General features: G+C 52.2%; 14 protein-coding genes and 5 pseudogenes. 9 read left to right on the forward strand and 10 right to left on the reverse strand.

The annotated features are described in order from the left end of the window. Positions 1 to 64 precede the first annotated feature (64 nt). A complete protein-coding gene (locus D8682_RS08510; protein ID WP_121814042.1) occupies positions 65 to 3,622 on the reverse strand; it encodes an autotransporter outer membrane beta-barrel domain-containing protein in 3,558 nt (1,185 codons plus the stop codon). After that, complete coding sequence (locus D8682_RS08515) at positions 3,607 to 4,917, reverse strand: autotransporter strand-loop-strand O-heptosyltransferase (protein ID WP_121814043.1); 1,311 nt, start codon at positions 4,915 to 4,917, stop codon at positions 3,607 to 3,609. The genes D8682_RS08510 and D8682_RS08515 overlap by 16 nt, the downstream gene beginning before the upstream one ends. Positions 4,918 to 5,853: 936 nt before the next feature. On the opposite strand from D8682_RS08515, the gene D8682_RS08520 reads away from it, so the two are divergent. From D8682_RS08520 to D8682_RS08530, 3 genes are read left to right on the forward strand one after another with little or no spacing between them, the layout of a single operon-like run. Further along, positions 5,854 to 7,158: an autotransporter strand-loop-strand O-heptosyltransferase gene (locus tag D8682_RS08520; protein ID WP_121814044.1), complete on the forward strand. Its 1,305-nt coding sequence runs from the start codon at positions 5,854 to 5,856 to the stop codon at positions 7,156 to 7,158. Further along, complete coding sequence (locus tag D8682_RS08525) at positions 7,155 to 8,639, forward strand: AIDA repeat-containing protein (RefSeq protein ID WP_121814045.1); 1,485 nt, start codon at positions 7,155 to 7,157, stop codon at positions 8,637 to 8,639. Before D8682_RS08520 ends, D8682_RS08525 begins: the two co-directional genes overlap by 4 nt. Next, on the forward strand, positions 8,573 to 11,116 hold the full coding sequence (locus D8682_RS08530) for an autotransporter outer membrane beta-barrel domain-containing protein (RefSeq protein ID WP_370090865.1): 2,544 nt from the start codon (positions 8,573 to 8,575) through the stop codon (positions 11,114 to 11,116). Before D8682_RS08525 ends, D8682_RS08530 begins: the two co-directional genes overlap by 67 nt. A 133-nt stretch (positions 11,117 to 11,249) precedes the next feature. Here D8682_RS08530 and D8682_RS08535 read toward each other — a convergent pair. From D8682_RS08535 to D8682_RS08545, 3 genes and pseudogenes are all read right to left on the reverse strand, one after another. Beyond that, positions 11,250 to 12,557, reverse strand: a pseudogene (locus tag D8682_RS08535) (reverse transcriptase domain-containing protein). A 428-nt stretch (positions 12,558 to 12,985) separates the two neighbouring features. After that, positions 12,986 to 13,084, reverse strand: a pseudogene (locus tag D8682_RS27140) (glyoxalase); the annotation flags it as partial. A 405-nt stretch (positions 13,085 to 13,489) separates the two neighbouring features. After that, positions 13,490 to 13,978, reverse strand: coding sequence for a polymer-forming cytoskeletal protein (locus D8682_RS08545; protein ID WP_162303003.1), 489 nt, complete (start codon positions 13,976 to 13,978; stop codon positions 13,490 to 13,492). A gap of 538 nt (positions 13,979 to 14,516) precedes the next feature. On the opposite strand from D8682_RS08545, the gene D8682_RS08550 reads away from it, so the two are divergent. Next, a complete protein-coding gene (locus D8682_RS08550; RefSeq protein WP_121814048.1) occupies positions 14,517 to 14,849 on the forward strand; it encodes a hypothetical protein in 333 nt (110 codons plus the stop codon). 293 nt (positions 14,850 to 15,142) lie between these two features. On the opposite strand, the pseudogene D8682_RS27145 reads toward D8682_RS08550, so the two are convergent. After that, positions 15,143 to 15,337 (reverse strand): annotated as a pseudogene (locus D8682_RS27145) (IS110 family transposase); the annotation flags it as partial. Positions 15,338 to 15,723: 386 nt separating this feature from the next. Here D8682_RS27145 and D8682_RS08555 point away from each other — a divergent pair. The 4 genes and pseudogenes from D8682_RS08555 to D8682_RS27435 form a co-directional block, all read left to right on the forward strand. Next, a complete protein-coding gene (locus D8682_RS08555; RefSeq protein WP_121814049.1) occupies positions 15,724 to 16,509 on the forward strand; it encodes an autotransporter-associated beta strand repeat-containing protein in 786 nt (261 codons plus the stop codon). 26 nt (positions 16,510 to 16,535) lie between these two features. Beyond that, positions 16,536 to 17,165: a hypothetical protein gene (locus D8682_RS08560; RefSeq protein WP_121814050.1), complete on the forward strand. Its 630-nt coding sequence runs from the start codon at positions 16,536 to 16,538 to the stop codon at positions 17,163 to 17,165. 299 nt (positions 17,166 to 17,464) lie between these two features. Next, positions 17,465 to 17,785: a hypothetical protein gene (locus tag D8682_RS27430; protein ID WP_370090866.1), complete on the forward strand. Its 321-nt coding sequence runs from the start codon at positions 17,465 to 17,467 to the stop codon at positions 17,783 to 17,785. Further along, positions 17,731 to 18,195, forward strand: a pseudogene (locus D8682_RS27435) (autotransporter outer membrane beta-barrel domain-containing protein); the annotation flags it as partial. The gene D8682_RS27430 and the pseudogene D8682_RS27435, both read left to right, overlap by 55 nt. Before the next feature lie 153 nt (positions 18,196 to 18,348). On the opposite strand, the pseudogene D8682_RS08575 reads toward D8682_RS27435, so the two are convergent. After that, positions 18,349 to 18,582: pseudogene (locus tag D8682_RS08575) on the reverse strand (group II intron reverse transcriptase/maturase); the annotation flags it as partial. Between the two features lie 163 nt (positions 18,583 to 18,745). After that, positions 18,746 to 18,985, reverse strand: coding sequence for a hypothetical protein (locus tag D8682_RS27440; RefSeq protein ID WP_370090833.1), 240 nt, complete (start codon positions 18,983 to 18,985; stop codon positions 18,746 to 18,748). 7 nt (positions 18,986 to 18,992) lie between these two features. Here D8682_RS27440 and D8682_RS08585 point away from each other — a divergent pair, with 7 nt between their 5' ends. Beyond that, on the forward strand, positions 18,993 to 19,178 hold the full coding sequence (locus tag D8682_RS08585) for a hypothetical protein (protein WP_121814053.1): 186 nt from the start codon (positions 18,993 to 18,995) through the stop codon (positions 19,176 to 19,178). 61 nt (positions 19,179 to 19,239) lie between these two features. On the opposite strand, the gene D8682_RS08590 is transcribed toward D8682_RS08585, so the two are convergent. After that, positions 19,240 to 19,872 carry a DUF2913 family protein gene (locus D8682_RS08590; protein ID WP_121814054.1) on the reverse strand — a complete coding sequence of 211 codons (633 nt, stop codon included), beginning with the start codon at positions 19,870 to 19,872 and terminating at the stop codon, positions 19,240 to 19,242. 270 nt (positions 19,873 to 20,142) lie between these two features. After that, a complete protein-coding gene (locus tag D8682_RS08595; RefSeq protein ID WP_121814055.1) occupies positions 20,143 to 21,480 on the reverse strand; it encodes a VasL domain-containing protein in 1,338 nt (445 codons plus the stop codon). Between the last annotated feature and the right edge of the window lie 21 nt (positions 21,481 to 21,501).

Genomic DNA, 21,501 nt, shown 5'->3' on the forward strand with positions numbered 1-21,501 from the left:
TCCGGGCTTTTACACCGCGGCCGGGTCAGTCAGTCGCTCCTGACTGACCGTCATGGCTAGCGCATCAGAACTTCCACGAGACGCCGAGGTTAACCGTTAACGGCTCATCCACATGGTCACCGTGTGAATAACTGGTGTGAGCATTCACCGAAAGCGTGTCCGTCACCTGCGCATTCACCCCGACCTGGTAGACCCCACGTGCACCACTTAAATCGTTGGTAAACGTGTCATCGTTAACCCGGACTTCATTATCATCAACAAACTCCTGGGCCACCGCCGCTCTGAAGTAAGGCTGAATTTGAGCGCCATTATATTCAAAGTGATGCCCCATCTGAACACCGGCTTCACCAATCATGGATTTCTGGTTGTCAACGCGTGCTTTCATACCATTCGACAGGGTGTAATCATTGCTGTCACTGGTAAACGTACTTAATGCCACATACGGGGCAATATACGACTCACCAAAGTAGAAATATTTCCCGCCCTGCAGGTGCATACCAATACCGTTGGTATTGTAATCACCGTACGCCGCACTCCCGCTGGTCATCTGTGCATGCACGTCATTACCAAAACGGTTGGCTTTCAGAATGCTGTCAGCATAGAAACCATTGTTATGCAGGTAGCTGGCATAAGCCCCGACGGAATAGGAGTCCACATCCCCGTTGCCCCCGCGGTCAAAATCCAGGTCCGAGCGGCTGTATGAGGTGAATCCACCGAATGTAGCAATGGCATTGTCTAACGCAACAGACCTGTCCATCCCCAGCGTGAAGCCACTGACGGTCATGTCATAAGCGGCGCCTGCCGTGCTGCTGACACCGAAGTTGTTGAAGTTGTAGTGTGCCCACAGATTCGTATCGTGCGATATCTCCGTGTAGCGTGAAGCTGAGCGCACCAGGTCCATACGGTCACGGACAACATCCATCTCCGCTTTAAATATCAGCGGGTCTGCGGTGGCCATGGCGAGCACGGCTGCGGTGCTTGGCGTTATGGTCATCTCAGACGGGGGAACCACAGGCTCTACCGGTGGGACTGTTGGTTCAACAGGCTCAACTGGCTCTGTCGGTTCAACTGGCTCTGTTGGCTCAACCGGCGGCTCTACAGGCTCAATCGGTGGCTCCACTGGCACAACCGGTGGTTCAACTGGCTCTACAGGCTCTGTTGGTACATACGGAGTGAGCGACCAGGTGTCATTGCCGTTATCCACCAGTTGATACTGGTAGGTACCCAAATCGACCACTCCACCGGTGTTGGCCAGGGTAAATTCTGCGTCGCCGCCCCCGGTACTGATCATTTCCAGGCTGGCATCGGAAGTCGGGCTGACGCCGGTATCGGCAACAACGACGCCATAATCCCCGTTTGCTTCACCGGTAACCGTCAGATGGTCACCCTGCAGGGTGGCGATTTCGGTGTTCATGTAAAATGTGCCGGAGCCGTCCAGGCTATCCACCGTCAGGTCAGCATAGCCGTCCTCAGTATCAAACTGAACACCTCCGCCGTTCATGGTCATGGCACCCATGCTGTACTGGGTGGCATTCACCGTCGTGGATGCGGTGACAGTGGGGGCATTGTCCAGATACAGCATACCGGTACCGGTTAATGTGAGGTCTGCATTTTCGGTATGCGCACCTTCGGAGACCTGTAATCGGCCACTGTCACTAACGACTACATTACCTGCCAGGGTGACATCCGAAGTTAAGCCAACGTCATGCGACCCTACAAGCATATCACCACCAACGGTGGCATTTGTCACAGTACCGGCCCAGATATAGGCACTACCGCCAGTGTTGACGGAGAGGTCCGAAGCTGCCGCTGTGGTAAACGAGCTGGAGCCCGTCATCCCCTGAGTATAAATACCCCCACTGACGGTAGTGCTATTTGCCGTACCGGCAATATTATGTGCCGAGCCGGCGTTTACTATTGTCCCGTTGGTCTCGCCTCCGGCGACGATATACTGAATTCCGCCATCAAGCGTGGTGTCATTTGCAACACCAAGGTAGACATCAGTGATTACACCGCTGGTGTCGTAGAGGGTCTGACTGGCTACATACTGTTCACCACCAGTGTAAACGGTGGTCAAACTGGCAAAGCCGCCGGAGACGTTTTGTCTTCCGTAAAGCTCGGTTGAGACTGCGCTGCCACCGCCACGGATATTTTGAGTCCCGCCACTCTCAATGCTGGCCAGGAGGGCTGTACCACCGGTATTGACTTCCTGAGTCCCCTTGCTGTGAACGGTCGTCTGCTCGGCAACACCATAGTAGGTACTGATCACGTTACCGGTTTCGGGGTCTGTGATGACCTGCTGGGTGACTGTCTGAACCCCCCCATCCTGAACGGTGGTCAAACTGGCTGAGCCGCCATTCACGTCCTGACGACCACCAAGGGAAACCACGGTTATGTTGGCTTTCCCTCCGCCATTGACGTTCTGGTCTCCCCTACTGTCGACGTAGGTTTCATGTGCGGTGCCATTTAAGCCGACATTCTGGACCCCTCCAGACAGAACCCAGGTTGAGGTTACCTCGCCGAAATTAGAGACGTGCTGTCCACCACCACTTGAAATGGTGGTGGAGGTTGCTCTGCCTCCCTTTTCGCGGACAGCCTGATCCCCACCATTCATAATGGTGGTATTGTTTGCTGAAGCAGCGTTGCTGGCGTCGGCAGCGTTGACGAACTGATACCCACCGTCAATGATGGTTCCCTCCGCTAATCCGCCGTCCAGCACCCCCATGGTTCCGCCAAGGTGAACGGTGGTATCAATTGAGCTGCCGCCAAAGCTGACATATTGCTTTCCACCAGTTAGAATCTGGGACGAAATGGCTATGCCGCCGGAGATATTTTGAAATCCACCAGAGATAGCGGAAGTCCCGGATGCAACCCCGTCTGTGTAGACAGTCTGGATCCCTCCAGGATGAAGAGCCATTACGGGATTGCCATTATCATCCACTTCTGGCAGTCCCGTAGCAGGGTCCATCGGTTGATAATAACCCTGAGAGCCACCTGTAAGTATCGTATCCTGCGCATACCCTCCAGCGTGGATGGTCTGGAACCCTCCCGGGTTAACAGTGGTACCCATCGCACTGCCACCCGCAGAGACGTTTTGATTCCCTGAGTAAGTGTCATAATCCCAGTCGTTTCTATGAACATACCCACCTTCAACCACGGTACCTGTCGTCGTACCGCCGTTGAGGTTTTGTGTCCCGCCAGTATTGACAATCGTGCTGGTCGCCAGGCCACCGATGTAGACGTCCTGAGTTCCCCCGTCATGAAGAATGGTATCATACGTGGTGCCGCCAGCGTTGACATCTTGACGTCCACCAGAACTGACTTCGGCCGCATTTGTTATGCCACCGTCATGCACGTTCTGCACGTCACCAAACATCAGCACATCGCCAGTTGTGACCACGCCGGTACCCACGTCTCCGGTAAACACATGGAGGGCAGGGCCGGTATACGCCTGTAGGACAGGAGGAACCACCGCAATAGCCAGAATAGCCAGCTTGCCGGTCAGGGCCGCACGACGGACACCGGTTCTGCCGGCACTTTTACAGTGTTCGGCAACAGGCACCCAGGCCTCTTTGACATTATCCCAGACAAGACGATAGATATGGTTTAAACCGCTGTACATTTGATTTCCTTTACGTGTCGGGTGGCGTGCACGGGAGCGGTGTCCGCTGATGCCCTGTCGCCGGTGTTATTGAAACGGAGATGAGTCTGTTGCAGGCGACGGAGATGCCCAATCACCTGCTGACCCGTTATCGCGCGGCTGCATTCGTACTGCCGCTCGGTCCCCTTGTGACGGGGACACCACAGAAAATCCTTGTGGTCAAAATCAATACGCACGTCATCCCAGCAGCCGTTGCAGACATGCGGGCTGAAGACGCGGTAAGGGGTGCTGAATTCACAGTTCGGCAGCGTAAAACCACTGATTAAGACCACCGGGATACGGCAGGCCCAGGCCAGCCAGCTCAGACCGCTGGATAAGCCGATGAAAAAGTCGGCGTGCTGCAGCAGGGCCACCCGCTCTGACAGCGGAATATCCCCGGTAAAATCTTCTGCACCATGGGGGATATGGTTCCAGACAAAGCCCTGGCCCACGGTCGCTTTCTGGTCGATACACAGCACGCGATACCCCTGTGCTTTGAGGTAGTCCACCACCTCATTCCATCCGGTGCCGTTATTCCAGAATTTCGCCTGGCAGGAGGCTTTGGTGGCGATACAGACATAGGGCTCCGGGATGGTGCGCGGGGCATTCAGTGCCAGCACCGGCTGTATTTCTGTAGGGTCAGTGCCCAGAATATGGCCGGCGGTGCGGTGCAGGCCCACCATGCGGAAATCAATCGGCTGGTTGTTCAGGTTTCCCTGGAAGTACAACCCCACCCGGTAACTGGCGTAAGGCTGGCGTCCGGTATAGTTCGCCGGTTCGGTAAACCGGATGTCCGGATAACTGGCCGCAAAGAGGTCGATAATTAACGGCCCCATCGTGCATTCCAGCTGGCACTGATGCTGTTCGCGGAAACGCTCGGCATAGGGAACCCAGCCGATAAGGTCGCCTAAAGTCCCCACAGGGAACGAGACCAGCACGTCCTGCCCGGTCAAATCCAGGGTGTGGTCAAGAACCGGCTCCTTTTCCCCGCGGCGGAACACCCTGATACTGAAGCGGACAAAGAATTTCTTGGCGCTGGTCACCCAGCCTTCATCGGAATCGCAGGCGAAGAGGATATTGTCTGAGTCGGCATCGCGTATCTGGACATGCCATTGCCCCTGAGGAAGCCAGACGCGGGCACCGTCATTGAAATCATAACGAATACCCAGCGGACCCGTCTGTGTGGGGAACTCTGGTGGCAGGAGGAACGGAACGCTCTCCTGCGGCGCAGCCGCTGCAGAGGCAACAGAATGTAAAGAGGTGGAGTTATTTGACATAAATTATCTGAGTAATATGCGAAATGAATATATCTCACCCGACCGCCGAAATGACAGAAAAGTTAAGATACCTGAACGACGCGCATTATCACTTACTCAAAATAATTAGCAGTAAAAAAAATGTTTATTTTTAAATGATGTTCATGCGTTTTTATTTAATAACAGTGCCGCATCAGTAATCTCTCTGCGACAGCAGCACATTCAATGCATCCTGCCTGTTAATTAATGTTGATTTTATGTTTTTTACACTCCGGCCCTGATGCTAATAATGCATGCTGTCCAGTTTGGCTAATGCATTGATAGTATTATTTAACTCTGTCTGGCCATATAGGGTTATCTGAGCGCAGGTTTATTAATGACAACACGTTATATGTTACCGTAATGCTACGGCATATCTGTTTTTTATAATATCAATTTTACTCCCTGCGTGGCATTAATTATCCCCTTTAGTTTCTATGAGCGTATTCAATCACATTGTTCCTGTACTTAATCTGTCGGTGTCCGACGCTTATGGTGGGTTTATCTGCTGGGGGCTTGCCTGCGCTTTGTATTATTAAGGAACTTTCCCACAAAATGATATGCGGCTTTGCTATTGCGACGGGGTGAGAGATAAAACGCAATGGTGTAATCTATATCGTCGACAGAGTAGTTGACCTTTACATGTATCCCATCAAAAATCCATGAGCAAAAGCCAGGAGACTGGCGCAGTACCAGCGAGCAATTCAGAGGATACAGAGGATACAGAGGATAATCCTACCATAGCGCTCAGCCTGGCATCATCAGCTATTTGTAACAGTGGCATAAAAATTATGTGGTTATCAAAATTTCAGGATGTTCCCAGCATAAGCGCAACTCAAAAATAAACATTTTTCTGGTTGATTATCAATCATAAACCATAATGTTTAATATTCATATCGCATATTACTCAGATAATTTATGTCAAATAACTCCACCTCTTTACATTCTGTTGCCTCTGCCTCTGCAGCTTCTGCGCCGCAGGAGAGCGTTCCGTTCATTCTGCCGCCAGAGTTCCCCACACAGACGGGTCCGCTGGGTATTCGTTATGATTTCAATGACGGCGCCCGCGTGTGGCTTCCTCAGGGGCAATGGCATGTCCAGATCTGGGATGCCGATTCAGACAATATTCTCTTCTCCTGCGATTCCGATGAAGGCTGGGTGACCAGCGCCAAGAAATTCTTTGTCCGCTTCAGTATCAGGGTGTTCCGCCGCGGGGAAAAGGAGCCGGTTCTTGACCACACCCTGGATTTGACCGGGCAGGACGTGCTGGTCTCGTTCCCTGTGGGGACTTTAGGCGACCTTATCGGCTGGGTTCCCTATGCCGAGCGTTTCCGCGAACAGCATCAGTGCCAGCTGGAATGCACGATGGGGCCGTTAATTATCGACCTCTTTGCGGCCAGTTATCCGGACATCCGGTTTACCGAACCGGCGAACTATACCGGACGCCAGCCTTACGCCAGTTACCGGGTGGGGTTGTACTTCCAGGGAAACCTGAACAACCAGCCGATTGATTTCCGCATGGTGGGCCTGCACCGCACCGCCGGCCATATTCTGGGCACTGACCCTACAGAAATACAGCCGGTGCTGGCACTGAATGCCCCGCGCACCATCCCGGAGCCCTATGTCTGTATCGCCACCAAAGCCTCCTGCCAGGCGAAATTCTGGAATAACGGCACCGGATGGAATGAGGTGGTGGACTACCTCAAAGCACAGGGGTATCGCGTGCTGTGTATCGACCAGAAAGCGACCGTGGGCCAGGGCTTTGTCTGGAACCATATCCCCCATGGTGCAGAAGATTTTACCGGGGATATTCCGCTGTCAGAGCGGGTGGCCCTGCTGCAGCACGCCGACTTTTTCATCGGCTTATCCAGCGGTCTGAGCTGGCTGGCCTGGGCCTGCCGTATCCCGGTGGTCTTAATCAGTGGTTTTACGCTGCCGAACTGTGAATTCAGCACCCCTTACCGCGTCTTCAGCCCGCATGTCTGCAACGGCTGCTGGGATGACGTGCGTATTGATTTTGACCACAAGGATTTTCTGTGGTGTCCCCGTCACAAGGGGACCGAGCGGCAGTACGAATGCAGCCGCGCGATAACAGGTCAGCAGGTGATTGGGCATATCCGTCGCCTGCAACAGACTCATCTCCGTTTCAATAACACCGGCGACAGGGCATCAGCGGATACCGCTCCCGTGCACATAACCCGACACGTAAAGGAAAGAAAATGAGTGGATTAAACCATATTTATCGTCTTGTCTGGGACCAGGTCAGGGAGGCCTGGGTGCCTGTTGCCGAACACTGTAAAAGTGCCGGCAGAACCGGTGTCCGTCGTGCGGCCCTGACCGGCAAGCTGGCTATTCTGGCTATTGCGGTGGTTCCTCCTGTCCTACAGGCGTATACCGGTGAAGTGGATAACGGCGTGGTCGTGACTGGTGAGGTGCTGACGTCAGGTAATGTGCAGAACGTGAATGACGGTGGCACCGCAAATGCGACCGCGGTCAGTTCTGCTGGACTTCAAAATGTCAGCGCTGGCGGCACCACGAATGATACCATTCTTCATGACGGGGGAACTCAGGACGTCTACACCGGTGGCCTGGCGAACAACACGGTTGTCAGTACTGGCGGGACACAAAACCTCAGCGGCGGTATGACGACTGGTGCCGTGGTTGAAGGTGGGTACACTCATACAACCCCAAGTGATTGGGTGGGTTATGGAGGGAATCAAAACGTCTATGCGGATGGCAGTGCGATGGGTACCACTGTTAACCCGGGAGGGTCCCAGACCATCCACGCTGGAGGGTACGCGCAGGATACGATACTTACAGGTGGCTCTCAGGGTTATTATCAACCGATTGACCCTGCAACGGGACTGCCAGAAGTGGATGATGATGGCAATCCAGTAATGGCTCTTCATCTGGGAGGGTACCAGACTGTCCTCGCAGGGGGGATTGCATCCGGGACTTCCGCTATCTCTGGTGGATTTCAATATGTCTCCGGCGGTGTAGCCATTTCGTCCCAGCTTCTGACGGGTGGTCGTCAATATGTCCTGGCTGGCGGCAGCTCAATTGATAACACCGTTCACACTGGCGGAACCATGGGGGTGCTGGACGGCGGGTTAGCGGAGGGAACCATCATTGACGGTGGGTATCAGTTCGTCAACGCTGCCGACGCCAGCAACGCTGCTTCAGCAAACAATACCACCATTATGAATGGTGGGGATCAGGCTGTCCGCGACAAGGGAGGCAGAGCAACCTCCACCACCATTTCAAGTGGTGGTGCACAGGTCGTCTCTAATTTCGGCGAGGTAACCTCAACCTGGGTTCTGTCTGGAGGGGTCCAGAATGTCGCCTCAAATGGCACCGCCACTTCGAGCACAGTTTCCTCTGGCGGAACCATGGGAGTACAAGCCGGCGGTACTGCGCAAGACACTGTAATTGACGGTGGATATCAGTACGTCGGTGGGTCTGGAGCCCATGCAGTCAATACTACCATTATGAGTGGTGGGCTGCAGAACGTCCGCTCATCTGGTACCGCATCTGATACCACCATTATGAGTACTGGGCGTCAGAACGTCTATAGTTCCGGCATAGTAACCTCAACCAGGATAGAGGGGGGGGGACGCAGAACGTCGATGGTGGAGGAATTGCAAACTCAACCAGGGTGCACTCTGGCGGTACTCAAAACGTCAGTGGCGGTTCGGCCTATTTGACCGACGTCACCAGTGGTGGGCGTCAGCACGTCGGCCTGCAAATCATCAAAGACGAAGACGGTGATGAAAGTGTGAGTACCTACTATGGTATTGCCGAGCTGACCACCGTTCACAGCGGTGGGAGCCAGCGTGTCAATACCGGTGGTACAGCCCTCCAGGCCAGCATTGAGAATGGCGGGACTCAGACCATTCTCGGCGGTGGCAGCGCAGTCTCGACCGAGCTTTACGGAAGACAAAACATCTCCGGCGGCTCTGCCAGTTTGACCACCGTTTACACTGGGGGGGGTCAGACAGTCACCCTGGAGGTCATCACAGACCCCGAAACCGGTAACGTGATCAGTACCTACTATGGTGTTGCCGAGCAGACGACCGTTCACAGCAGTGGGATTCAGGAAGTCAATACCGGTGGTACAGCCCTCCTGGCCAGCATTGAGAGTGGCGGGACTCAAAATATCCGTGGCGGTGGCAGCGCAGTCTCAACCGAGCTTTACGGAAGACAAAACGTCTCCGGCGGCTTTGCCAGTTTGACCACCGTTTACACTGGTGGTGAACAGTATGTAGCCAGTCAGACCCTCTACGACACCAGCGGTGTAATCACTGATGTCTACCTTGGTGTTGCAAATGACACCACGCTTGATGGCGGAATTCAGTATATCGTCGCCGGAGGCGAGACCAACGGGACAATAGTAAACGCCGGCTCGGCACATAATATTGCCGGTACGGCAAATAGCACTACCGTCAATGGGGGTATTTATACTCAGGGGATGACGGGCTCCAGCTCGTTTACCACAGCGGCAGCTTCGGACCTCTCCGTCAACACTGGCGGTAGTGCCTATATCTGGGCCGGTACTGTGACAAATGCCACCGTTGGTGGTGATATGCTTGTAGGGTCGCATGACGTTGGCTTAACTTCGGATGTCACCCTGGCAGGTAATGTAGTCGTTAGTGACAGTGGCCGATTACAGGTCTCCGAAGGTGCGCATACCGAAAATGCAGACCTCACATTAACCGGTACCGGTATGCTGTATCTGGACAATGCCCCCACTGTCACCGCATCCACGACGGTGAATGCCACCCAGTACAGCATGGGTGCCATGACCATGAACGGCGGAGGTGTTCAGTTTGATACTGAGGACGGCTATGCTGACCTGACGGTGGATAGCCTGGACGGCTCCGGCACATTTTACATGAACACCGAAATCGCCACCCTGCAGGGTGACCATCTGACGGTTACCGGTGAAGCAAACGGGGATTATGGCGTCGTTGTTGCCGATACCGGCGTCAGCCCGACTTCCGATGCCAGCCTGAGAATGATCAGTACCGGGGGCGGCGACGCAGCGTTTACCCTGGCCAACACCGGCGGTGTGGTTGATGTGGGTACCTACCAGTATCACCTGGTCGATAATGGTAATGGTACCTGGTCGCTCACTCCGTATGTACCAACAGAGCCTGTAGAGCCAGTGGAACCACCGATTGAACCAACAGAGCCAGTAGAGCCTGTTGAACCAACAGTCCCGCCGGTAGAGCCTGTGGTTCCCCCGTCTGAGATGAGCATCTCGCCAAGCACCGCAGCCGTGCTCGCCATGGCCACCGCAGACCCGCTGATATTTAAAGCGGAGATGGATGTTGTCCGTGACCGTATGGACCTGGTGCGCTCAGCCTCACGCTACACGGAGATATCACACGATACGAATCTGTGGGCGCACTATAACTTTAACAACTTCAGTGTCAGCAGCACGGCAGGCGCCGCTTATGACATGACCGTCAGTGGCTTCACGCTGGGGATGGACAGGTCTGTTGCGTTAGACAATGCCATTGCAACATTCGGTGGATTCACCTCATACAGTCGCTCGGACCTGGATTTTGACCGGGGGGGCAACGGGGATGTGGACTCCTATTCCGTCGGGGCTTATGCCAGCTATCTGCATAACAATGGTTTCTATGCTGACAGCATTCTGAAAGCCAACCGTTTTGGTAATGACGTGCATGCACAGATGACCAGCGGGAGTGCGGCGTACGGTGATTACAATACCAACGGTATTGGTATGCACCTGCAGGGGGGGAAATATTTCTACTTTGGTGAGTCGTATATTGCGCCGTATGTGGCATTAAGTACCTTTACCAGTGACAGCAATGATTACACCCTGTCGAATGGTATGAAAGCCCGCGTTGACAACCAGAAATCCGTGATTGGTGAAGCAGGTGTTCAGATGGGGCATCACTTTGAATATAATGGCGCTCAAATTCAGCCTTACTTCAGAGCGGCGGTAGCCCAGGAGTTTATTGATGATAATGAAGTCCGGGTTAACGATGACACGTTTACCAACGATTTAAGTGGTGCACGTGGGGTCTACCAGGTCGGGGTGAATGCGCAGGTGACGGACACGCTTGCGGTGAATGCTCATACCAGTTATTCACACGGTGACCATGTGGATGAGCCGTTAACGGTTGACCTCGGCGTCTCATGGAAGTTCTGATAGTTCTTGAAGTGGTGCCCTGAGGGGGCGGAGTTGAGTAGGCCTGCCGGTTACCCGGGCAGGCCCCTCCTCAGAACCGGACGTGCGGAACTACCACATCCGGCTCCCGGCAGACCCGTGTCCCCACACATATTTAGCGTGAAGCGAACATTGATCGGGTTTTCCAGTTAGCTTGATAACCCAGCATTTTCAGGATCAGATCCAGTTTTACCCATGTCAGCGGATGTCGGCCTCCTTTACGGTTGAACCACCTGTAAATTATCCGTCTGCTCTGGTGACTACACACCGATGATTATCAGAGATGCCGTGGTAATTTATCCAGCCTCTGACTACTCTGATGATGGTATTCAGGGTTTGCCGCCTGCTAGTGTTCAGGTTCTTCCAGAGAAAATCCCTTAGTCCTTTCAGTTTGGCCGCGAAGCGGTCTTTACGACTGGTAAATTTCAGCCTCCAGTATCCTTTCCGCGTTTTCCCCCAGTAACCGGTAAACCCCAGAAAATTGAACGTCGGTAGACGTTTTCCTGACAGGCTGGCTTTCATTGCTGCAACATGACCCGCGGGTATTAATTGCGATTTGTCATTGTGCAACTCCAGACCATACTTATTCAGTCGCTTAGGCAGCACCTTGTAAAAGCATTTTACCTCACTCGGATATTGGAAGGTAAAGATCATGTCATCGGCATACCTCACCATTTCCGCCCGTCCATCGATCACTGACTGGCTGATTTCATCAAACCATTCATCAATCGCATAGTGAAGGTATATATTGGCAAGTATCGGCGACAGGATTGAACCTTGTGGGCATCCTCGTTCGTTGCTGGATAGTTGTTTACCTGATATGACGGGTACCGTTATCAAGACCTCAATCAATCTTAGAAAGCGGCGATCTGTTATCTTCTTCCGAAGTAATTCCATCATCTCCCAGTGTGGGATCATATTGAAATACTTGCGGATATCGATTTCTACAACAGCACCGTTCCAGTTACTGAACGTCTGCTGCTGCAAAGCCTTCAACGCGATATGACAGTTTAATCCCGGACGAAAACCGTATGAGCAAGGTATAAATAGCGGTTCGTAGATCCTGCTGAGAATATCGCTGGCAGCAAGCTGAACCAACTTATCCTCTATGCAAGAGATAGCTAATGGCCGTTTATACCGTCCTCTTTGGGTATCTCCGTGATTCTGGCGGCTTTAGGGTGATATGCCCCCGGCGTATCCGCTTGATGAGATTATTAATATTCTCATCAAGGTGTTCACCGTAAGCGGCCTTTGTCACAACCGCTTTATTCCCGTCCAGCCGCTGGAATTGCCCTTTGAGCATGTCACTACTGAGCAAATATCCTAAATTATTGAATTTCTGCTGTTTGTTGCATGCCGATTTCTCGCCTATGCGCTCAAGTCTCGTTAACCATGATATTCCGTCGTTGCTGAGTACGGTCATTGTTCCCCTCTTACGCTCGATCTGTCTGCCCTTCTCTCCACGGTCATTACTCGTTTCATCGCTACTATGGCTGACTCCGACTTCCAGAAGGTCTTCTTTCAGGCCTTGTGTTCGGCACTTGTACCCGAAATACTCAGATTCCGTTGAGAACCGTCTGGATCTCCTGGGTTCCGCCACTTATCTCTGCAAACTCGCAGACGCCTGTGTCCCTGGTGGATACTCTCTTTTGGCAGTTCGCCAGTTTGGCCTCCAGAATTTCCAAAAGGGATAGACCTTTCAGTTCACAGCCAGCAACGATTAAATAGTGTTGCCAGGCAACTTAACAAGAGGCCGAGAAAAACACTAGACTTTGAGCCCCCCGTAGAGCGCTTTAACCAGTGTGTTGCTGGACTCACAGCCAGAAGCGGACATTGTTTACCACATGAAGCCTAGGGGTTATTGAGCAACCCTTCAGGGCTGAGCAGGCGAGTGCCTGTTTGTCCCCACGGCTCTATATGGTTATCCACCAACAAGCGATAACCCTTCTCGCTCAAAATTCGGGTAAAGCCAGCAACACAGGAATGGCCGAAACCGCATAACTAATCATGCAGCCAACGACTTACATCGAACAAACACAAAACTCCATGCTACGGTCATTTTCACACTCAGCACTCGTCAGAAAATGGCAGCTCCATGCTAATTCAGCTTATGAGTCGCAAGGTAGGTGAAGCAAATCATAATACAGCCACTTAGCAACAGCATCGCGCGTGGGGCTTGATACCTGACTCAAAATTGGGCTGGTTGATTTTACTGATAAATAGCTCTATCTAGCTGGCTGCACTCTTTCCTCATCGATATATAGCCTCAATGGCGGAAGTCACCATGCTGCGATCCGTGGATCATCAGAGCATGCTGAATATGTGGAAGTCGAGGACTTTTAAGCGCCGTAACAATCAGTTTGTTCCCGTCGCGTTACAGGGGATGTCATCTGCTAGGGGAGTTATCATTTCACCGGACACAAAGGTTATTACATTAATTTCCGAATCTGGCTTTGTGAAAGTTTCGGCTTTACCAACAAATACACCACCATTTTTTACCGACAGCGTAGTGTATGCCAGCGATCCATCAATTTTACCGTGCTCGTGTATATCAATAGATTCAGATTTACATTCACCAATGAGCGTGCCGTCAATGACTAACGTACCGCAGGCAATGTTGCCCTTGACCAGTCCATTACGCATAATTTTTACCTGCCCGCCATTTGAAACGACGTTCCCATACACCTCTCCATAAATGTAAATCTGCCCGCTGGCGGTAATATTTCCTTCGAAATGCACTCCACTGGCTATCACAGTGCTCTTTTGCTGCTCCTGAACAGATGGCTCCTTTTCAGTTTGATTAGTGACAGTGGCTGGAGGTACCGGCTTTTCTTTCCTGAACATTATAAAATCCCGTTTGTGTAATACATGAATAATGAATGAGACAAAGGTCAGTGATGCAAATACCAGAGTCCATAATATGGAGCTATAGAAATATGCCGCTAAAGACAAAGACCATAAACACAGCCCTGAATTTAAGAAGATTTGATTTTTTTTCATCCGAAGTAACCGATACGCTTTTACCCTTTTTATTGGCTTCCTGCTCAACCCCTTGCGTGAGAGTGAATTTGTCGTGTTATTTAATCAATGCCTTACGGATATCTTTTTGTATCTAGTTTTTTTTTAACAAAACAGGATGGATAGGATCGCGCGTTCAAAATTTTTTGAAAAAATCAATTCAAGGCAGAGCATCAAGAAAAATGTTATTTAAATATAAACAACAAGCTATTTTTTAACGCGTATTTCTGTTCCATTCCACTTCACATATCGCGTAGCATCTAACTGGAGATGAATATTTTAGCCATGTACGGCATTGGAAATTAAAGCAATATACCCAGATCATGAACCCGCACTACAAACTACTGAAAGAATGAATATTTAGATGATTATACCGAACGCTCGTTTCTTGAGGCACTCGTATGAAAAAAACAAACGCAACCTTACCCAACGTTCCGAAAATGAAAAAAGAATGATGGCAGGTATACTGGTAAAGGAGCTAAGAAACCCACAGACACATAAGTTGGGCTATGTATCCTGTTTCTTTTCCAAAGAAAAATACCCGATCACAGTGAATGGTGGTGCCCAACGCTACCTCAACGAACTCGTTCATTCATTCATTTCAGCTGGTTATGACGTAACCATTGATAAAGCAGAGGATGGATTTTCGATTAATCTTAACTGGACAACGGCCTGCTCCCCGATAGATCTGCCATAAGAGCGCACTCTCGGACGGTTGGTGCTGGCTCTGAGAGCGCCCTCAGCTCTCATCTGGTAATCACTTCGCGCTGTCAGTCGACTGGTTCAACTGCATACCACCACTCTGGTGTAGCGCCAGCGCTTTCAATTCTACGGCAGGTGGGGTCGCATTATGAAGCCGCTGTTTCGGTGCGAACTTCACACCAGCAAGCGCTCTTTTTCTTCACTGCACAGTATCTGTCGTCGTGGTATAAGTGCTCTCCCTGCATAGGGGTCTGAGGAGGGGCCTGTCCGGGTAACCGGCAGGTCTACTCAACTCAGACCCCTATTCATATTGAAATCGACTGAATCGGTGAGAACTCGCCAGATGATCCGGGTCAGCTTATTCGCCAGCACGACTGTGGCTTTCAGGAAGCCTCTCCGGGACTCAATACTTTTGAGCCACCGCCCCAGACTGTCATCACGTTTTTGTACGCAACGCATCACTGCCCGTGCACCATGGATGATGTGTTATCTCTGTTATCCACAAAAATCCGCAAACGAATAACTGGAGAAACCTGCAAGCAGATAAAATGAAAGCTGCAAAATAGTCTTACCCCCCTTTCTTTTTCCTTTGCCCTTGAATCATCAGGCAAACAACCTGTTGTCTCTGAAAATTCAGTGAACAGTGGGGATCATGCCTTCGCTTACAGTGGCCTTATGGCCACGTCGCTCAGAAAGAGGCATAAATAGCTCCCGTCGTAAACGCCGGGCCCCGAACGTGGCAACCTCACTGACAGATTTCGAACCCACCACTGAAAAGCCGCGCCGCCCGGGCCAAAGGCCCTGAACAGTGCCGCTTTAAAAAGAGATGTTGTAACTATAAAATCAGCGTCGCTGTGAGTTTCAGGTCGATGCTGTTTGTCCTCGTGCCCGCTACCCTCCTTCCAATTTATCTGTATTCCCGTGGCATGCGGTACAAGGTCAAAAACAGTCTGGCAGGGGGTTGGGATATCATTAGTAATAGCTGGTTCAACGCTACACTTAGTTTACCTTGGAACAACATTGCTGGGGATAGTGCCCAGTTTGGGGGAAGTGCGGGGACTATAACAATAGTTAGCCCAATCACAGTTCAGGATCTATTGTTCACGGTTGATAATTATTCCCTCGTTGGCAGTACACTCACTACTTTTTCGAGCACAATGGAAATAAACGCCCCCACTGGCAATACAGCAACGATTAACTCTGAGATTTCGGGTAGTGGCCGCGTAGACATCAGTGGCGGAGGTGTCATTATTCTTGGTGGAATCAACACCTATACCGGTGGAACCACAGTATTCAATAACAGCACACTGAGTGTAATGACTGACGATAATCCAGGGGCGGCTAGCGGTTTCGGCTTAACATTGGGCAATAGCACAACCCAAAGTATCCTGGCAATTACAGGAAATAGCTTCACTAGCGCCCGTGAAATAAAGCTTGGCGGAGGAGGTATATTCAACCTGGCAACAGGTAGTACAGCAACACTGGAAGGTGTTATGTTTAGTAGTGGCTCACTTCACCTTACTGGTGCAGGTTTATTGGTACTGATGGCTGACAATACGTACAGCGGAGGCACTACGATTTCTGGTGGTGTGCTGAAATTGACTCAGGTGGGTGGGGGGGCTGGGGGCAGTCAACATCGATACTACAGGTGGTAGCGCATCTACAGGCCTGGAGCTGGGCTTTGCCTCAGCCAGCCAGTACCTTCAATAATGTGCTGGCTGGCACAGGCACTACTACAGTAAGCGGGGCACAAGCCACAATCACGGGTGGGAATACCTCATATATAGGTGACTGGCATGGCACTGGCACACTGGCCGTAGCGGACACGTCTACCAGCAGTAATACCAACTTGGGCACGGGCGGGGTTGATATTGCCGCAGGCGGTATTGCCAATGTTCACACCACAGGTCCATTCAGCTTTGATAACGCGTTGACGGGTTCCGGAACGCTTAATGCGTCCACTGGCGGTCAGGCGTTCTCTTTCGGAAGTGGTGCAGGTGCTGACTTCGCCGGTACAGTGGTGCTGACAAGCAATAGCTTCATGCTGTCGGGCAGCAACACAATAGCTCTGACGCACGGTACACTGGAAATAAGCAATGGCAACGTGACCATTGTCGGCGACGGAGATCAGAACATTGGTGGGCTGATGATTAATGGTGGCTCAATGCAGTTTAATGCAATGGCTCCGGATCAGACAATGGCAACCAGCCGGGTCTCAGCTGGGAATCTAGATGTCAGCCATAGCGGTACGGTGCGTATCAATCAGCCAATCCCATTTATACCCAGCCCACCGGATACTCCTATCTTCTGATGCAAGATGAAGCCAACGTGGGTGTACAACTGGTCATGGCGAGGGCCGTAAATGGTAGCGGGGGGCATCACCCTGACCGACCAGAACGGTAATATCATTACCGCTGCACACCTTATTGATATCAGCCAAAACGGTAACACAGTGGCCGTGGGCTCCTATGACTACCGTATTACAACTGGTCCAAGGGGGATGGCCTCTATGTGAACTACGGGCTGAAAGCGCTGGATCTGCATACGGGTCAGACTCTGACGCTAGCTGAAGATACCGATGCAAATGCTGCTGCAGCTGATATGTCAGCTATGATCATCGGTACCGGTAATTTGGCTATTGATGCCGGTACGGGTGCAGTGTCACTGTCTAACTCTGCCAACGACTATAGTGGCGAAACGAATGTGAATGTGGGTACTCTGCGCTCAGAATCAGATAACGCCTTGGGCCGGACAAGTCAGTTGAATCTAGCTGATACGACCACATTTGACCTGAACGGTAAAACGCAGACTATAGTCGCGCTTAACAGTGCGGCGAGTTCTACGTTGAATATTAACGGCGGTACTCTGAATGTGTTGAGCTGGGTTACACCCACAAACTGGGTGAATACACGGGTAGCCATGGTTCGCTGAATGAGTGGTATATCCAGCCTCAGGCACAGGCTATCTGGATGGGTGTTAAAGCAGACGACCACCGTGAAAGTAACGGCACGCGCGTCAACGGTGAAGGCGACGACAATATCCAGACTCGTCTGGGTGTGCGCACGTACCTGAAAGGTCACAGCAAAGTGGATGACGGTAAAAACCGCACCTTCCAGCCGTTTGTGGAAGTTAACTGGATCCATAACACTCAGGACTTCGGCACCTGCATGGATGGCGAGAGCGTTTATCAGAGTGGCGCACGCGATATCGGGGAAATTAAAACCGGTGTTGAGGGCCAGCTGAATAACAATCTGAATCTGTGGGGTAATGTCGGCGTTCAGGTCGGCGATAAGGGGTACAACGACACAGTTGCGATTGCAGGGATCAAGTACAGTTTCTGATCGTTATAGAATATAGGTAAGCGTACGCCGATAACCGTATTGAGGGGTTTGAGGTGAGTAGACCCGCCGGTTACCCGGATGGGCCCCTCCTCAGAACCGGACTTGCGGAACTACCGCATCCGGCTCCCGACAGATCAGTGTCCCCACACATATTCAGCGAGACTTGAACATTGACTGAGTTCTCCATCGCGATGGGTATCCCAGCATTTTGAGGATCAGATCCAGCTTTTCCCATGTCATTGGGTGTCGGCCACCTTTACGGTTGAACCACCTGTAGATGATCCGCCCGCTCTGGTAGATGAACTGCCCCACACGTCTTTTGTTATCTGAGATACCATGGTAATTAATCCATCCACGCACTACCCGGATAACCGTGTTCAGGGTCTGCCATGATAAAAGCCTGGTTCTGGGTCGCCCGCCGTTTCTACCGCGTGCTCTTGCTGATGCCAGGCCTGCGGACGTTTGCTCGGTAAACCGGATCGGTGAACTGTTGCCATGGCTGGCGCTGAATAACTTATCCTCGTACATACGGTTCTCGCTGTACGCTTACTCATAAATTTGAAATGATTCTAACAATAAGGCCATTGGCCGCGCACCTGATTTTCCAGTAGCCGCTCTCCGGACAGGCGTCCCCGCGGCTGCAACTAGGCTCCAGAAATTGGTTTTCGCTAAACGAGGGGGAGTCCGGCATGGGTTTGCCGGTCACAGCGTCAAGCTCCATGGCTTTGGCCAAGCGGTCTTTCAGACATTGCAGCTTGCCGTCCCTGGCGGGCAGCTTGGCCGGTGGCAACGGGAGGATGTCGTTGATTTCGGGGACTGTAGGGTGGGCGCAGGACTACAAGCAGGTCTATGCCTGGCTCTCGGTGTCTGCCGCCAACGCTCAGACTAAGGCTGCCAGTTGGCGTGATGCGACTGCGGAAAAACTCACGCCAGAACGGTTAAGTGATGCGCAGAAGGTAGCTACACGCTATATTGAACAATAATAGCGTTCCGGGCTGTGATGACGTTTGCGTGGGCTCGAATCGAAACACCGGGCTGGCATGATTACGCAACACAGTTGTTTTGGGTTCTGTCCGTTGCATCTGGCTGTAACAGAAAAGCGGTATATTCCTGATTGGTGGTATACGGATCAACAATTAACCGGCACTGTTCAAGTAACGGAAATATTCCGTCAGGCTCCCCCGTCAGGCGTATCTCAAGCGGCTGGATTAGCGCTCCGGCCTCAGTGAATGAGCCATGCAGCCCGGATTTTTGTGTATACACTGCGGGTATTTCCGAGTCAAATTTCCAGCCATTTTGCCAGTCTGCATCCGATAGCAGATAATCCTGCCAGCCCATTGTTCGCAGTGTGTCAATCATGCAGGTAAACCGGAATAATGTGCTCTGGGTGGCTAACTCACCAGAACTGGCCAGCCAGATATACTCTATCTTGCTGTAAAGTCGTGCAGCGGGGCCGTTACGATTCCCCTGCTCCTGCAACCAGATAATGTCCTGTGCCAGCGATTTAGGAAACAACTTACGTTTCTGAGCAGTAGATAACCATTGCATAATAAACGCATGCGTTTGTAGCGGGGATAGTGCCTTACCTTCCCTGCGTGCAAGGGTAACGGCAACCATAATGCACCAGGCAAGGTGCGCCAGTTCGGTATCGGGTCGTTTGGTGGGTTGTCCGGTCAATAAATTCTCCGTGATAGTCCGGGAAAGGGTGAAGCGCCTGAGAATAGCATAAGAAAGCTGACACACGCAGAGGGGTTTCAACACTGGACACCAGGGGGTTACCGCCCCTGTTTGCAGTAACACTGGCATCGTAGGTTAAACCGGCATTGAGTCCGCGTTTTATACCTTCCCGGTTCTTCTGCATCGCCTATGGTGGTCATCTTTTGCTTCTGTTTTTTTACACCCGGCGTTGTAATCAGGGAGTCGGATAGTGAGTGATGGCACCAGTGCCTAATCCGGCGGGTTCTGTTTCAGCAATGCATAGCGGCTGATGAGCTGCTTCAGATGTGCTTCAGTCTGATTTTCCAGCACAAGCGAAGGGGTCTTACTCAGTTGCCGCAGTCGTTCTTCTGCAGGGGGCGTCCGGTTAAATGACTGCTGAATGGCAAAGACCACCGATTTCAGTTCACTCACAGTCATGTATTTTCCGCGTTTCTCATCCAACCCGTTCAGACGGTCAGCCAGTTGCTGAAGCCCCACCATGCCCTGATGCCAGTCGCTCAAGCTCGCAGCAGGTATCGCCGTATCGTTGAGATGCTGCTGCCAGCGTATCGCCATGTGGAGTGCCTGAGGAGAGGTCGGCCACAGAGCCTGAGTCTGCCTGACAAGCTGGTTGCCCTCATTCAGTGCCTGGTCCGGGGGGAAACGGGTAAGTTGTACCAGCCGTTGCTGGACCGCTTCCAGCCAGGCCCCGTCGTTCAGCCATGCCGGTTTCTGTTGCTGTAACTGCTGTATTTGCGCGGCCGACAGGACGGCAGGCGGTGGCGCGACCAGGGCCTGCAGTTGTACCTGCTCCGGGCTTTGCTGATGCCAGACATTCCAGCCGTACAACAACACGCTTCCCGTTGCCATCATCGTGGCCATTCCTGCGATAAAGGGCTTCCACGGAGTTGTCCGGACTGGGATGCTGAGGGTTTCGACTCTCACCGCAGGCTCGGCCTGTGCCACATAGACTAGGGCGGTGCGTGGAATGATATGCTCTGTTTGTCCGCCGACCGTGGCAGGCAGCACGATACCTGATGTCGCGTGATGGTCTGGTGATACCTCACTGTTTTCCAGCCGTACGGCGGCGGCATGTAACTGGTTGCGCAGCGCATCCATCTGGCTGACATGTTTAAGCTCAAGGCGTTGCAGCACACCGCCCAACTCTGAGAGATGTTTTTCTGCCTGATAGAGCGCGCCGAGGTCAGCGTAGACCAGTGTGACGGTACGCAACATCTGTTGCAGACGCAGGCTCAGTCCACTGATGATTTCCATCCGCGCATGGGTCGCCTGCGGCCACAAAGTCCCCCACTGGTGGGTCATCAGCGCAGTGATAATTGCCAGCCCTTCGTTCAGACCGCACAACCCGGCGAGGCGGGTTCGGGCCTGGGTGTACCAGGCGGCGGTCTGCAGCTCCACGCCGTTACGCTCAAACAGATTCAGGCACAGGGTTTCAACGTACTGCCAGCTCACATCCGGGCGGGCCGGATGCGTGAGTTTGCTGAGCTCTTCACGCAGGGCGGCAAAATCAGCCAGCGTGCGCGGATCCCCCCCGGTTTTCAGGCGGTGTTCATTCCGGTTATTCATGCAACAATTCTTTCTGTGAGA

Origin of the sequence: Buttiauxella sp. 3AFRM03, from assembly GCF_003675305.1 — a bacterium.
In the GTDB taxonomy this organism is placed as follows: Bacteria; Pseudomonadota; Gammaproteobacteria; order Enterobacterales; family Enterobacteriaceae; genus Buttiauxella; species Buttiauxella ferragutiae.

What these genes read in the sequence shown, in the direction of transcription:
- D8682_RS08595 (WP_121814055.1), bottom strand. Translation starts at nt 21,480, where the DNA reads ATGAATAACCGGAATGAACACCGCCTGAAAACCGGGGGGGATCCGCGC.
- D8682_RS08545 (WP_162303003.1), bottom strand. Translation starts at nt 13,978, where the DNA reads ATGTTCAGGAAAGAAAAGCCGGTACCTCCAGCCACTGTCACTAATCAA.
- D8682_RS08510 (WP_121814042.1), bottom strand. Translation starts at nt 3,622, where the DNA reads ATGTACAGCGGTTTAAACCATATCTATCGTCTTGTCTGGGATAATGTC.
- D8682_RS08585 (WP_121814053.1), top strand. Translation starts at nt 18,993, where the DNA reads ATGTCGTTGATTTCGGGGACTGTAGGGTGGGCGCAGGACTACAAGCAG.
- D8682_RS08525 (WP_121814045.1), top strand. Translation starts at nt 7,155, where the DNA reads ATGAGTGGATTAAACCATATTTATCGTCTTGTCTGGGACCAGGTCAGG.
- D8682_RS27430 (WP_370090866.1), top strand. Translation starts at nt 17,465, where the DNA reads ATGATCATCGGTACCGGTAATTTGGCTATTGATGCCGGTACGGGTGCA.
- D8682_RS08520 (WP_121814044.1), top strand. Translation starts at nt 5,854, where the DNA reads ATGTCAAATAACTCCACCTCTTTACATTCTGTTGCCTCTGCCTCTGCA.
- D8682_RS08555 (WP_121814049.1), top strand. Translation starts at nt 15,724, where the DNA reads ATGCTGTTTGTCCTCGTGCCCGCTACCCTCCTTCCAATTTATCTGTAT.
- D8682_RS08550 (WP_121814048.1), top strand. Translation starts at nt 14,517, where the DNA reads ATGATTATACCGAACGCTCGTTTCTTGAGGCACTCGTATGAAAAAAAC.
- D8682_RS08515 (WP_121814043.1), bottom strand. Translation starts at nt 4,917, where the DNA reads ATGTCAAATAACTCCACCTCTTTACATTCTGTTGCCTCTGCAGCGGCT.